Genomic DNA, 14,441 nt, shown 5'->3' on the forward strand with positions numbered 1-14,441 from the left:
TCAGTACCTCCTAATTATATATTTTAGATTTTTTTATTAAGGACTCTGCAATCTGAACAGCATTAGTGGCTGCTCCTTTTCTTATATTGTCAGCTACAATCCACATGTTTACTCCACTATCTACCGATTCATCTCTCCTGATTCGGCCAACAAAAACCTCATCTCTGCCATTTGCTATTGTAGCCAAAGGATATATATTTTTTTCTGGCTCATCCAATAGTACAATACTAGGAGAGGTTTTCAATATATTTTTTAATTCCTCTAGTTCAAAATCTTTGTAAAACTCCACATTTACTGATTCTGAATGACAGTTGGATACAGGTACTCTGACAGTGGTAGCAGTTATCTTTAAACTATAATCATTAAGTATTTTTTTAGTTTCATTTATCATTTTAAGTTCTTCTTTTGTATAACCGTTTTCAGTAAAAACATCTATATGGGGTAGGCAATTGTTAGCAATAGGATGAGGATAGAAAGTGTGGGGCCTATTTGCCAAACCATTTTCTAAATCAGTAACTCCCTTAACACCAGAACCGGATACTGCTTGATAAGTTGAGTAAACAATTCTCTTTATATTGTATTTGTCGTGGAGCGGTTTTAATGCAACAACAGCTTGTATTGTGGAGCAATTAGGATTGGCAATTATTCCATTATGCTTAAAAATTTCGGATTCATTTACTTCGGGCACAACCAAAGGTACATTTTCATCCATTCTGAAAGTGCTGCTGTTATCAATGACCACGACGCCTTTGGATGTTGCAATAGGTGCATATTTAGCACTCACAGAGCCTCCGGCAGAGAAAAGAGCAATATCTATATCTCTATCAAAGGAACTTTCACATAATTCTTCTACTGTATAATTCTTGTCTCTGAATTGAACTTGTGTTCCTGCGGACTTGGATGAGGAAAATACATAGAGATTATTTATCGGGAAATTCCTTTCCTCCAAAACTTTTAACATAGTTCTACCAACCATGCCCGTAGCACCAACAACTGCGATATTATAACTTTTCATTTAAAAACCTCCTATGAAGTAGTTTAATTATTATATGATATTAGTGAAATGTTTGATATATGTAAATTAAAAAAGCCAGCTTGAAAGCTGACATGAATAATGAAAAAATACATTCATATAAAATGTATTTATAACATAATTCATGGATAGCTCTCCATCTCGAAAGATGACAGTCCAGGTATTATTCATACATGAACCAGGCGAGAAAAACAGTGCTATTTTTCTCCCTTCGGCGCTTTTACCTTTCAACAGTACTCATCGGCAGGCACTACCTCATGCTGTTTAATAATTAAAAGCGCACCTCTATCTCGTGAATCTATTCAATATTTAATTTTATTAATATTAACATGAAAAAACTAACATGTCAATATTTGTATTTGTACATTTGTTATAAATTAATTTTTCATTCAATTGTATAATTTGGATTATTATTGTAAAATCAAATATAGTATAATAATTGTCTGGGAGGTGGCATTTTGAGAGAAAAGCCTATCACTATGATATTAATGTTTATATCAATTATTCTAGTTTGTGTTTTTTCAATTACCATGGCTGATACAGAAGAGCATGTTTGGAATGGTTATGATATTCAAATACTAAATACCTACAATATTCAGTTTGTAGGTCAGAGTTCCAAAATCGAGATAAATGAGGACAAGCTAGTTTTTAATGGTGAATATGTATTAAAAAATATGACCCAGAACACTTTAGAGGCAATATTGGGGTTGCCAACAAACAATCTGGAAAATGTTCAGATAATGGAAAAGAGTAGTTTAGTAAAGCATTATTACAGAAGCAAAAGCTATATTGAAGATAAATATCCTACAGAAAATCTTCCTGATGTTGCAAAATGGTATACAGCTAGTTTATGGTTTAAAGCGGGTGAAAGCAAAGTTATAAATGTTAGGTATGAGACTAAGCTTATTAACAACAGCAAAAGTTTATTTAGCATTAGATATCATAAAAACAAACAACTAATTAATTCTGATGCAACACAAGTAATATTTTCAATGTACAATTTTTTTCCATATAATATCTTAGATGCAATTGGAGTATCTGAAGAGAAGACAGTTTTGGCAGGTAATGATAGATTTACAATGGAAATGAACAAAGGAAGCGATATAATTGGTATAGACTATGAGCTAGTTGATAAGCTAGCTATTGATAGATTTGATTACAGTTCTGATAAAAAATTAAAGAATATTGCAACATCATTCAAGAAGAAAGATTATAACTCTGTGCTTACTCTTTGTGATGAGTATATCAATAATCCCACAGATATGGCTTTCAGCTTAGATCAAGTAAAATATATAAAAGCTGAAGCTTATAGAAAACAGCTTGACTTCTCAAATTATATAGAGTATATTAAAGAATTGAATTTTGACATGTTGTATCCTAGTAGATTAAAATACAAGATATTATTCGATTTAGATCAGTTGATGGGGGAGAATATACAGGATTTAGAGATTCTTGATATTATGAAAACATTGTATACCAAAGCATCTGAGGATACTGAATATATAGGAAAATGGATAGAGACCATGGCAAGAAGTTATATTGACACAAGTGAAGTTATGAAGCCCAAGATGCCTGATAAAGATACTGAAGAAGATGGTATTTTTAGTAGGACTATAGCTTTCTTAAAACTAGAAAACTTAATTGGAAAGATTAAGGATTTTAAGTATCTCTATATAATTGGAGTTGTTGTTTCATTTTTAGCAGGGTATTTGCTAGGAAAAAGAAAAAAGAAGAGAAAAAATACCATTTCATATTATAAATTTTGAAGATAAGGGAGTATGGCTATATGACTAGTTATGGAGGTTTTGCTCAAATATACGACTCATTAATGGATGAAGTAGATTATGAAAAATGGGCAAAATACTTACAGGATATAATGCATTATAATAATGTGACAGCAAGACATGTTTTAGATTTAGCTTGTGGAACTGGGAATATAACCATACCTCTATCTCAGCTTGGTTATAGTTTGTGGGGAGTGGATATCTCAGAACAGATGCTTTCTATAGCTGAAAATAAAGCTAGAGTATATGGAGAGAGGATCAGGTTTTTAAGACAAGATATGAGAAATCTGAGTTTGACTAAGAGTTTTGATGCTGTGGTATGTGCATGTGATGGAGTTAACTATATAACTGATGAAAAAGAATTAATTCAAGTGTTTAAAGAAGTGTACAAAATTTTGAATCCTGGCGGTATATTTATTTTTGATATTAGCAGCTTTTTTAAGTTAGAAAGTATACTAGGGGATAACATGTTTATTGAAGAAAAAAACGGGATTTTCTATTGTTGGGAGAATTCTTTTGATGAAGAGTCTTCTACAGTTGCTATGAGGTTGAATTTTTTTATACCCGAAGGCAAACTATATACAAGAATAGAAGAGATTCATATTCAAAAAGCATACAAGATTCATGATATATATGAAATGCTATTGAAAAGCGGTTATACGAAAATAAAGGATTTTGATGAATTCACATTTGAAAAAGCAAATGAAAAAAGTGAGAGAGTATTTTTCTCGGCAATAAAATGATAAATACAGGAGGCAGTATGAAAGATATATTACTAAGATGTGCCAGTGTTGATGGAAGTATAAGACTATTTTGTTGTACAACAATAAATATTGTTGAAGAAGCTAGGTTGATACATAATACATATCCTGTCACAACTGCAGCATTAGGGAGAATGCTAACTGCCGGAAGTATGATGGGAACCATGCTTAAATCTGAAAAAGATCAGATTACATTGCAGATCAACGGCAGAGGACCTGCTGGAAGTATTGTTGTTGTATCAGATATAACTGGTGATGTAAGAGGTTATATAGCAAATCCTTATGTAGATATTCCATTAAATGATATAGGGAAGCTAGATGTTGGGGGAGTTGTAGGAAAAAATGGTGTATTTACTGTTATAAAGGATTTAGGTTTAAAGGAACCTTATATTGGTCAAGTACCAATAATCAGCGGAGAAATTGGGGAGGATTTAGCATCTTATTTTGCATCATCTGAGCAAACTCCGACTGCGGTTGCATTAGGTGTAAGAATTGCCCAAGATGGCAAGGTTGATTCAGCAGGTGGATTTATTGTTCAAGTAATGCCTGAAGCTAATGATCATACAATAGATTTGTTAGAAAATAATGTATCTAATATCAAATCAGTAACAGATATTATTTCTGATAGAGGAATAGAAGGACTTATAGAAATTGTAATGAAAGATATTGAATATACAATTCATGAAAAGAAGGAAATCAAGTATAGATGCAATTGTAATAGAGATAGATTGGAAAAGGCATTGGTAGCTTTGGGATCAAAAGAAATAAAAGAAATCATTGATGATCAGGGGCAAGCAGAATTAATATGTCATTTTTGCAACAAAAAGTATCAGTTTAATAAGGAGCAACTTCAAGAAATATTGAAAAAGATAATACAAGATTAATCCAATTAGTTATTTTTTTAATTTTTTATCTTGACTTTGAATAATATATAATGTATACTAAATCTTGTCGTTGAGGCAATGGGCGCATAGCTCAGCTGGGAGAGCATCTGCCTTACAAGCAGAGGGTCATAGGTTCGAGCCCTATTGTGCCCACCATTAAAATGGCCCAGTAGTTCAGTTGGTTAGAATGCCAGCCTGTCACGCTGGAGGTCGACGGTTCGAGCCCGTTCTGGGTCGCCATTTGAGCCTTGGTAGCTCAGTCGGTAGAGCAGAGGACTGAAAATCCTCGTGTCGGTGGTTCGATTCCGCCCCAAGGCACCATATGAATATTTGCGGGTGTAACTCAGTGGTAGAGTGTCACCTTGCCAAGGTGAAAGTCGCGAGTTCGAATCTCGTCACCCGCTCCATAAGGCGACATAGCCAAGTGGTAAGGCAGAGGACTGCAAATCCTTTATTCCCCGGTTCAAATCCGGGTGTCGCCTCCATAATAAGTTAATTTTAAATACTTCTCAAAGGAGGAGTATTTTTTTATTATGCTTAAGAAATGCTTACTTGATTTTATAAATGCTTACAATGGAAGAATTTATTATTTTGCCAAAAACGTTTAAATTGGAAATATTTTTATCAAGAAAATACTATGATATCTTTAAAACAGTGAGGTAAAATAATAATCATTAAGTTATGAGGTGGAGACAAATGAGTACATTTTTAGAAAATCCCAATCTTCCTCAAAATAAAGTTAAAATTGTTGTATTAGACTATAGAACAGATGATGAAATACTATCGAACTTGTCAAATATGGGCATAGAGATAATAAGGACTGAGAGATGTTTTGAATTATATGAGGCTATAGATGGCCATCCCGATATATTAATGCATCATGTAGGAGGAAACTCTTTGGTAATTGCGCCAAACATATATGATAAGGTTGCAGAAAGATTTCATAAAAAAGGATTTGCATTGACAAAAGGTGCAACATGGCTACAACGAAACTATCCTCAAAACATTGCATATAATGTATTAAGACTGGGCAAATTAGCCTTTCATAATACAAAATACACAGATCCGGAAATTATCAGGATTTATGAAAAAAATGACGTGAGACTTGTTCATGTAAACCAGGGCTATACTAAATGTTCTGTTTGTATTATTGATGAAAATTCAGTAATAACTCATGATATAGGGGTAGCTAGGGTTATGGAAAAGCATGGAATAGAAGTCTTGGTTATAGAACCTGGAGGTATTGATATAATAGGCTTGAACTATGGCTTCATTGGAGGAACATCGGGTTTAATTTCAAAAAATACTATAGTTTTTACAGGATCTATGAAAGAAATGAAATGTTATAACAAAATTCTGGAGTATGTAGCTTTAAAAGGGATTGATATCAAAATACTCAGCAATAAGAAAATCATGGACATTGGTTCAATAATGCCACTAAGCTATTGATGCTCAATGATTTTCTACTAAAATGGCTATTGAATAATTGTTCTAGTAACACAAATAATACTTAACAGGAAGGAGTTGAGCAGATGTACTTAACAACCATCGCTGTTAGAAATAATGATGAAAAGATTAAAAATCATATCTTTTCAGGACTTGAGTCCATAAGCAGTGGAGATATGCGCATCACACACGAAGAGTATACAGCAGGAGATACGGTTTTTATAAGATGTGGATATAAAGAAGGATTTATGTCAAAATTAATTGAAAACAGATCAAGTGAAGATTTTAAATATTTGCTAGCTCAAGTGCTATGTGATGTTATAATAGATAATTATGAATCTAAAATATTAAAAAAGATAATTAAAGAATATTATATATATCTGACAGAATATGAGAGAGAATTAATTTATGAATCAGTCAAAAAAAATCTTGCTGTAGAAGATGGATACAAAGATGGATTTTATGGTCAAACCAGACGAACAAGAATAATAAGAAAAATTATGAATTACTTGAAGTCAGAGAACTTTTTAATAATAGATGGATTTGTCAACTTTAGACTTAATGATTATATAAAAGAGCTAGGAGACATAGTAGAAAAGACTGTAGAAGAATATATTGCTGAAAGAGAATATAATGAGTTTATAAAACTTTTGAGATATTTTGTTGAAATACAAGAATGCAAAATGGACGTAGTAAACATAGTTCCTATTGAAAATGGAGGATATTTTCTTATTGACAGCAAAAATAGTCCCATTAATTGTGAATGCTTTGAAGAATTAAAAGCTGAAATTGGTGATAGTGAAATCAGTTTTGATGATTTTCTCATAAGTACTCTTATCACCATTGCACCAAATAAAGTAGTAATCCATGATTGCCAAAATTTTAAAAATAAAGAGCTATTTAAAACCATTACCAATATTTTTTATGATAGGATAGAACTATGTAGAGGTTGCGACCTTTGTGGAATTTTAAAGGTAAATAAAGAATTAAATTGATGAATTATGTCACCTGTTATATACTATATTTATTACTAAAATTGTATATGGACAGGTGATTTATATGTTAAAAGTTCTGTTTTCAGTTGCTATAGGCAGTATGATTGGCTGGATAACAAATGTTCTTGCCATTAAAATGCTTTTTAGACCATTAGAGCCGGTAAGGGTATTAAAATTAGAGATACAAGGGCTTTTACCCAAACGAAGAACTGGAATAGCTATAAGCATTGGTCAGACTGTGGAAGAAGAATTAATAGATTTCAAAGAAATATTTGATAGAATTATTGATGAAGGCAACAGAACAGGAATAGTAGATATGGTAAAAATGAAAATTTGTCAGAACATATATGATAAATTACCGACATTGGTTCCTCAAATAATTAAAAACGCAGTGGTTCAATATGTTGAAGAGCAAATAGATAAGGAAGCTCCTAATATGATTGAGAGCTTAGTGGAAAACATTTATGAAAAGGCTTCTGAGAACATAAAGATAGGCAAGATGATAGAAGAAAAAATTAATTCTTTTGACTTATTGAAGATTGAAGAGTTAATTTTAAAAATTGCTAAAAGAGAATTAAAACATATTGAAGTACTTGGTGGAGTACTAGGTGCTATCATAGGTTTGATGCAAGGTTTATTTATGTTTCTAATAAATTAGTCTTGACATAATTATATATTGGTTTTAAAATATTATAAATAATGAAATGCTGTGAAGAGGAAGAGTAAAGCAACTTGAACCATAAGAGAGGAAGCGCCATGGGCTGTAAGCGCTTCTTGGGAAGAGTGTTTGAAAACCACCTCGGAGCAGAGAGCTGAATTCAGTAAGCTTATCCGTTGATTACGTTACAATCATAGAGTTAAAAATAGGGTGGAACCGCGACTAACTCTCGCCCCTTTGGGGACGAGAGTTTTTTGTTTTTGAATTTAAATTTTTGAAGGAGGATGTAATATGATAAAGATAACACTAAAAGATGGTTCTGTAAGAGAATATGAAAAGGGAATAAAAGTGGAAGATATTGTTGCTTCAATAGGAAGTGGATTGCTAAAAGCTGCCTTAGCTGCAAAAGTTAATGAAAAGATATGCGATTTAAGTAATACTGTTGAGGAAGATGCTACATTAGAAGTGCTTACATTTGATGATGAGGAGGGAAGGCTTTCTTTAAGGCATACTTCTTCTCATATACTAGCTCAAGCTGTAAAGAGATTGTATCCTGATGTAAAGCTAGCTATAGGACCAGCTATAGAAAATGGTTTCTATTATGATTTTGATTCTGACAGGACTTTCAGCGAAGCGGATTTAGAGTTAATCGAAAAGGAAATGGAAAAGATAGTAAAAGAAGATTATAAGCTTGAAAGATTTGTGCTTCCAAGAGAGGAAGCTATAAAGCTTATGGAGGAAAAAGGAGAAATATATAAAGTAGAATTGATTAAAGACTTGCCAGAAGGTGAAATAATTTCATTCTATAAACAAGGTGAATTTGTTGATCTCTGTGCAGGACCTCATGTTCCTTCAACAGGTAAGGTAAAGGCTTTTAAATTGCTTAATGTGGCAGGTGCTTATTGGCGTGGAAATGAAAAGAATAAAATGCTCCAAAGAATATATGGAACAGCTTTTGTTAAGAAAAGTCAGTTGGATGAGTATCTCAACATGCTTGAAGAAGCCAAGAAAAGAGATCACAGAAAGTTAGGAAAAGAACTTGATTTATTTAGCATTCAGGAAGAAGGTCCTGGTTTCCCATTCTTCCATCCAAAAGGAATGGTATTGAGAAACATTCTTGAAGATTTCTGGAGAAAGGAACATAAAAAGAGAGGCTACCAAGAAATCAAGACTCCTATAATTCTGAATGCTGATCTTTGGCATAGGTCGGGACACTGGGATCACTACAAAGAGAATATGTATTTTACACAGATTGATGAACAGGATTTCGCTGTTAAGCCTATGAACTGTCCTGGTGGTATGTTGATGTATAAGAGAGGACTCCATAGTTATAGAGATTTACCTATAAGAATGGGAGAATTAGGCTTAGTGCACCGACATGAGTTATCAGGAGCACTTCATGGATTGATGAGAGTTAGATGCTTTACACAGGATGATGCTCATATCTTTATGATGCCTTCTCAAATAAAAGATGAGATAATAGGCGTAATTGAAATGGTAGATTACTTCTATAACTTGTTTGGATTCAAGTATCATGTAGAACTATCAACTAGACCTGAAAATTCTATGGGATCTGATGAAGATTGGGAATTGGCTACTAATGCATTAAAAGATGCATTGGAATCCAGAGGTATTGAATACAAGATAAACGAAGGTGATGGTGCATTCTATGGCCCCAAAATTGATTTTCATTTACAGGACTGCATAGGACGTACTTGGCAGTGCGGTACAATACAATTGGATTTCCAAATGCCCGAAAGATTTGATTTGACTTATGTTGGTGCAGATGGAGAAAAACATAGACCTGTAATGATTCACAGAGTAATATTTGGAAGCATTGAAAGGTTTATTGCAATACTGACAGAACATTTTGCAGGTGCTTTTCCGGTATGGATAGCTCCTGTGCAAGTGGTGGTTATACCAGTATCTGAAAAGCAATATGAATATGCAAAAAAAGTTGAGAAAATATTAAGCAGTATGGATATCAGAGTAGAGGCTGATCTGAGAAGCGAGAAAGTTGGTTATAAAATTAGAGAAGCTCAAGTAAAAAAAGTGCCATATATGTTAATTGTAGGAGATAAGGAAGTTGAAAGCTCAAGTGTTTCAGTCAGAGACAGAAAAGAAGGTGATAAAGGTGTCATGAAGCTTGAGGAATTTATTGAAAAAATACAGGATGAAATTAGAAGTAAAATAAATAAGTAAAATAAGTAAGTTCATAAAGATGATAAGGCAGTAAAGCATAATATATTATGCTTTACTGCTTCCTTTTTTATAATGTTTAGGTTATTATAATTTCCTTAATATGTATTTTACGTTAAGAGTATAAAAAAAGTTTCCTAGGTTGTTAAGATATTTCCATAGTAAGTTTTTCTTGTATATTTTATTTCAACATTTACAATATTTTGATTTTTTATTAATATTAATATAAAGTAAATTAACAGATATTTCTGAGTATAAAACACATTATAAGTATAAAAGGGATCAGTTTTCGGAGGCGAAATCATGGCTAAAGATAATAAAATAATTATTATGTTTTTAGTTATGACACTAATTATCGCTATCATATTTTTATCCTTAGGTGCTTTTTTTAACATAAAAAAGCCTACATTAAACTTCATTGATATAAAAAACAACAACCATGGAAAATTAATTATAGGAAGAGCTAATGACTCTATGACTTTAGATCCGGCGTGTGCAACAGAGATGGATTCTTTTAAGGTTACAGCTAATATATTTGAGACCTTGGTAAGATATAGCAAGGATCAAGGAGAGATAGTTCCTTGTTTGGCTGAAAGCTGGTCATGTAGCGAAGACGGATTGGTATGGAGTTTTAAACTTAGAAAAGGAGTAAAATTCCATGATGGAACTTTATTTAATGCATATGCTGTAGCCTTTAATTTTAATAGATGGATGGATGCCAATAATCCATACCATAATGATGTTTTTAGGTATTGGAACTACATATTTGGAGGATTTCCTGGTTTTGTAGAAAGTGTAAAAGCTGTATCCGATTATAATTTAGAAATAAGACTCTCGGAACCTTATGCTCCTTTTCTTAATGCTTTAGCCATGCCTGCCTTTGGCATTGCTAGTCCTGAAGCTATTAAAAAATACAATGATTCTTTAAATGAAAATCCCATAGGAACAGGGCCTTTTATTTTTAAGAGTTGGGAGAAAAACAAAACTATAGTTCTTGAACGCAATGACAATTATTGGAATGGATTGGCCAAAGTAAATGAGTTGGAGTTTAAGGTAATTCCTTCAAGCAAAGAAAGATTAGAGGAGTTAAAGCAAGGAAACATTCATATAGCTGATTACCTTAGTCCAGAGGATATAGAAAAAGTTAAGTATGATCCTAATCTTCATTTATATTTGAGGCCCAGCTTTAATATAGGCTATTTGGCTATGAACAATGAAAAGCATCCTTTTTATTTGAGAAAAGTTAGATTGGCAATAAATCACTGCATAGATAAGGACAAGCTAATAAGAGATGTGTTTGATAATATGGCAAAACCTGCAATCACATATATGCCTCCTTCATTATGGGGCTATAATGAAAATATTGAGACCTATGAATATGATCCAGAACGAGCAAAACAACTGCTGAAAGATGCAGGATTTCCTGAGGGGTTCAAAACAAGATTATGGGTTATGGATGCTTCAAGGGAATACTTTCCTAAACCATATGAGGTTGCTGAATTTATTAAAGAAAGTCTTGGGCAAATAAATATTGATGTGGAAATAATGGTATTAAGCTGGAATGAGTACATTAAAAAAATTAATAGGGGAGAACATGACATGGCACTTATAGGTTGGACAGGAGATTATGCAGATCCTGATAATTTTTTATATACTATGCTATCTTCAGAGAATGCTAAGCTAGGTTTGACTGGTAATTATTCTTATTATAGGAGTAAGAATGTTGATCAGCTATTGTTACAGGCAAGACAGACAAGTAATATTTATTTCAGGAGAAGTCTTTATAGAAGCATACAAGAAATTGTTAATTATGATTCACCTTCTGTTCCGCTTGTACATACAATGCCTATATTGGCTGCAAGCCTTTCTGTTAAAAATTATGTACCAAGTATGACTGGGATTGAATCTCTAGAGAACGTATATATTGACACAGAAAGATAATAAGAAATGGAGCACTAAATATGAAAAAGAATGTTTGGAGAATTATGCTTATTATTGTTTTTCTCTTTTCATACTTAATTATCAATACAAAAGTGCTAGAATCAAATAATAAAAATGTTTTTAGTATTCCAGGGTTACCACGGCCTATTGGGAAAGAACCTGTAATTATTACTTCAGCAGGTCAAAGCACAAATACATATATAATAAAAGATATATCTAACAGGTTAATGTTAAGAAGCTATTTTTTACCTCAGGCAAAGAGCAATGATCTAAAAGAGGCAAAAACAATAGTATTTTCAATAGATTATAGTCCTTTAAGCCTAAAACTACAAGGGAAAAAATATGAAGAAGAAAAAGAAAGAATCAAAGAGCTTGTAGATAAAGCTGATCACATAGACATGAAAATTGTATCCATTGTATTTGGAGGAAAAAAGCAAAATAAAAAAGAGAATATCGAATTGTTAGATATTGTTCTGCCTAAATCAGATTACATAATAGGAGTAAAAGAATCCTACTGCGAAAGTTATATTATCCAAATAGCAAAAGATAATGATATTCAGATTACTCTTGTTGATGGAGTAAAGGCAATATATGAGCCCTTTGCCTCGATTTTTCGATAGTATATAAATAGCAAAAAATATGGAAAGAAGGGATTTATGTTCAGAATGTGTGAAACAAAGTATACTGAGATAAAGCACTGTAAAATTATTATGGCAGAAGGAATCTTACTATTATTTGCAGGATATGCTTATCCTTTTTTAACTCAGCAATTTTGGTTTAGAATAATAATTATGATAAGAGAAGCAATAAATACTGGAGATAGCGGACATTTGATACTTGCCTCTGCAACAAATAATTCTTTATATGCCGTTCAAAGCACTCTTATTTTTATGGGAAATATATTTATAATATTTTATTTTGCAAATAAGTATAAGCTTGATAGATACAACATATTACTAATATCCATGATTATGAATATTGCATTTCACTGGTTTAGCTACTTGACCTTTAAGATATGTTGGGAACCTATATCAACAATTCTGGCTTTGCTTGTAACTTTATTTCTCGTCGATAGGACATTTAATGAGACAAATAGTTTTGTTCAGGTTTTCATAGTATCCATTCAAGTATTTTTCGGATTCTATTGGTTAAATATTATGCCTCTTTTTTCTTCATATGGGTTAGGACAAAGTGAAAGTTTATATAGCATAAAAAATGCAGGTATATACCTTAATTCAGAGATAGTTTTAAATTTCGTTGGTATAGCATTTTTTTTACCATTTGTGATATCTGCGTTTATTACCGCCACGTTGTTTATAAGCTTCTCCCATAATATTAGCGTAATGAAAGATAATTATGAGAAAGAAAGCAAATTAAAAGATATGAGAGCCAAAGCCTTGGAGAATCGTATATATCAGGAAGTAAAATCTCTAATCCATGATTTAAAAACACCTTTGGTAACAATACGAGGACTTAACTCATTAATATTGTCCTGTAAAGAGCAAGGAAAGCTGGCTGAATACAGTCAAAGAATTGAGAATTCTGTAATGAAAATGAGCGAGATGATTTCTGGTTTTTTATATGAAACATCAAGACAAAGATTGAAAGTTAGTGAACTGGTAAATTATATAAGAGCACAGCTCCCTCTAGAGGATGAAAATATTAAGTTCCATATAGAAATTGAAGAAGGACTTCCAGAAATATATATAAATAAGATTAGAATTGCTAGAGCAGTTATTAATATACTGGAAAACGCAATTAATGTTCCTAGCGCATATCAGTTTAAATTGATTAAATTTCTAGTTAAGTCAGCAGATAAAGGCATAAGTATAATTATTGAAGATAATGGCATAGGGATTAAAGAAGGAGATCTATTAAAAATATGGGAAGTTGGTTATTCCACAAACAATACATCAGGACTTGGATTGCCATTTGCTAAAGCAATTATAGAAGATAACGGAGGTTCTATAGAGATAAGCAGCGTTATTGGAGAAGGAACTAAAGTGATTGTTTTTTTACCACAGTTTAATGATATCAATGAGCAAAATGATTAATATATGGAATTGAGGTGGTACATATGGAAAATGGAAACAGGATTGTAATAATAGATGACGAAGAGGATATCCTTTACACAATTAATGAAATATGTACTTATGGGGGGTGGGAGGCAGTTACTGCATTAAGTGGTAAGGAAGGATATGAATTATGTAAAAAATACAAACCAAATATGGCAATAGTTGATTATCACATGCCTGATTGGGATGGATTATCTACGGTAAAGAAAATCAGGCAATTGGATGAAGCTATATCCATACTTGTTTTAACTGTAGACGAAAGACAAGAAATTGCAGAAAAGTTTATTAATGCAGGAGCAACTGATTTTGCAGTTAAGCCTATCAAATCACCAGATTTGATATCTCGTATAAATATAAATTTGCGTATAAATGAGATACAGCGAAAATATGTTGAAGAAAAAAAGCAAGTTTATATAGATAAAGGAATTAGTCCTGCTACACTTGGCATAATATGTGATTATTTAAAAGAGCACAAAGAAGGTCTAACGATACAAGAAATAACAGCAGGTGTTAATCTGGCCTATCAAACTGTGCATAGGTATATACAATACCTTCTAGAGGAGAATGAAATACAAATAGTTCCTATTTATGGACAACTGGGAAGACCAAAAAACAGGTATAGACTTATCTGAATTTTCAGAGAAAAATGTTATAAAAATAGGAGT

The 14,441-nt window shown here is 32.3% G+C and carries 12 protein-coding genes, 5 tRNA genes, 1 riboswitch and 1 other annotated feature; of the genes, 16 read left to right on the forward strand and 1 reads right to left on the reverse strand.

Features of this window, described 5'->3' with window-relative positions:
- Positions 1-10: 10 nt before the first annotated feature.
- The gene (locus BUB48_RS11910; protein ID WP_073026468.1) at positions 11-1,015 is read right to left on the reverse strand and encodes an aspartate-semialdehyde dehydrogenase; all 1,005 of its coding nucleotides are present in this window, start codon (positions 1,013-1,015) and stop codon (positions 11-13) included.
- A 139-nt stretch (positions 1,016-1,154) separates the two neighbouring features.
- Positions 1,155-1,329, reverse strand: a riboswitch (Lysine riboswitch).
- A gap of 162 nt (positions 1,330-1,491) precedes the next feature.
- On the opposite strand from BUB48_RS11910, the gene BUB48_RS11915 reads away from it, so the two are divergent.
- From BUB48_RS11915 to BUB48_RS11990, 16 genes are all read left to right on the forward strand, one after another.
- Positions 1,492-2,799, forward strand: a complete 1,308-nt coding sequence (locus BUB48_RS11915) for a hypothetical protein (RefSeq protein ID WP_073026469.1) — start codon at positions 1,492-1,494, stop codon at positions 2,797-2,799.
- Between the two features lie 20 nt (positions 2,800-2,819).
- Positions 2,820-3,560: a class I SAM-dependent DNA methyltransferase gene (locus BUB48_RS11920; protein WP_073026470.1), complete on the forward strand. Its 741-nt coding sequence runs from the start codon at positions 2,820-2,822 to the stop codon at positions 3,558-3,560.
- Positions 3,561-3,577: 17 nt separating this feature from the next.
- Positions 3,578-4,462 (forward strand): Hsp33 family molecular chaperone HslO, encoded by an 885-nt coding sequence (gene hslO, locus BUB48_RS11925; protein WP_073026471.1) that lies wholly within the window; start codon positions 3,578-3,580, stop codon positions 4,460-4,462.
- Positions 4,463-4,542: 80 nt separating this feature from the next.
- Positions 4,543-4,618, forward strand: a tRNA-Val gene (locus BUB48_RS11930).
- 7 nt (positions 4,619-4,625) lie between these two features.
- Positions 4,626-4,702 (forward strand) — tRNA-Asp (locus tag BUB48_RS11935).
- Positions 4,703-4,707: 5 nt separating this feature from the next.
- Positions 4,708-4,783: transfer RNA gene (locus tag BUB48_RS11940), tRNA-Phe, on the forward strand.
- A gap of 11 nt (positions 4,784-4,794) precedes the next feature.
- Positions 4,795-4,869, forward strand: a tRNA-Gly gene (locus BUB48_RS11945).
- A 3-nt stretch (positions 4,870-4,872) separates the two neighbouring features.
- Positions 4,873-4,947: transfer RNA gene (locus BUB48_RS11950), tRNA-Cys, on the forward strand.
- Between the two features lie 211 nt (positions 4,948-5,158).
- Complete coding sequence (locus tag BUB48_RS11955) at positions 5,159-5,911, forward strand: DUF6873 family GME fold protein (protein ID WP_073026472.1); 753 nt, start codon at positions 5,159-5,161, stop codon at positions 5,909-5,911.
- A gap of 83 nt (positions 5,912-5,994) precedes the next feature.
- Positions 5,995-6,903, forward strand: a complete 909-nt coding sequence (gene ytxC / locus BUB48_RS11960; protein WP_073026473.1) for a putative sporulation protein YtxC — start codon at positions 5,995-5,997, stop codon at positions 6,901-6,903.
- A 64-nt stretch (positions 6,904-6,967) separates the two neighbouring features.
- On the forward strand, positions 6,968-7,561 hold the full coding sequence (locus BUB48_RS11965) for a DUF445 domain-containing protein (RefSeq protein ID WP_084524564.1): 594 nt from the start codon (positions 6,968-6,970) through the stop codon (positions 7,559-7,561).
- A gap of 42 nt (positions 7,562-7,603) precedes the next feature.
- Positions 7,604-7,801, forward strand: a binding site (T-box leader).
- A gap of 51 nt (positions 7,802-7,852) precedes the next feature.
- A complete protein-coding gene (gene thrS / locus BUB48_RS11970; RefSeq protein ID WP_073026475.1) occupies positions 7,853-9,763 on the forward strand; it encodes a threonine--tRNA ligase in 1,911 nt (636 codons plus the stop codon).
- 300 nt (positions 9,764-10,063) lie between these two features.
- The gene (locus BUB48_RS11975; protein WP_073026476.1) at positions 10,064-11,701 is read left to right on the forward strand and encodes an ABC transporter substrate-binding protein; all 1,638 of its coding nucleotides are present in this window, start codon (positions 10,064-10,066) and stop codon (positions 11,699-11,701) included.
- Between the two features lie 20 nt (positions 11,702-11,721).
- Positions 11,722-12,321 carry a DUF6305 family protein gene (locus BUB48_RS11980; protein ID WP_073026477.1) on the forward strand — a complete coding sequence of 200 codons (600 nt, stop codon included), beginning with the start codon at positions 11,722-11,724 and terminating at the stop codon, positions 12,319-12,321.
- Between the two features lie 36 nt (positions 12,322-12,357).
- Positions 12,358-13,755 (forward strand): HAMP domain-containing sensor histidine kinase, encoded by a 1,398-nt coding sequence (locus BUB48_RS11985; RefSeq protein ID WP_073026478.1) that lies wholly within the window; start codon positions 12,358-12,360, stop codon positions 13,753-13,755.
- Between the two features lie 23 nt (positions 13,756-13,778).
- A complete protein-coding gene (locus BUB48_RS11990; protein WP_073026479.1) occupies positions 13,779-14,408 on the forward strand; it encodes a response regulator in 630 nt (209 codons plus the stop codon).
- Positions 14,409-14,441: the final 33 nt, after the last annotated feature.

The organism is Lutispora thermophila DSM 19022, from assembly GCF_900142105.1.
In the GTDB taxonomy this organism is placed as follows: Bacteria; Bacillota; Clostridia; order Lutisporales; family Lutisporaceae; genus Lutispora; species Lutispora thermophila.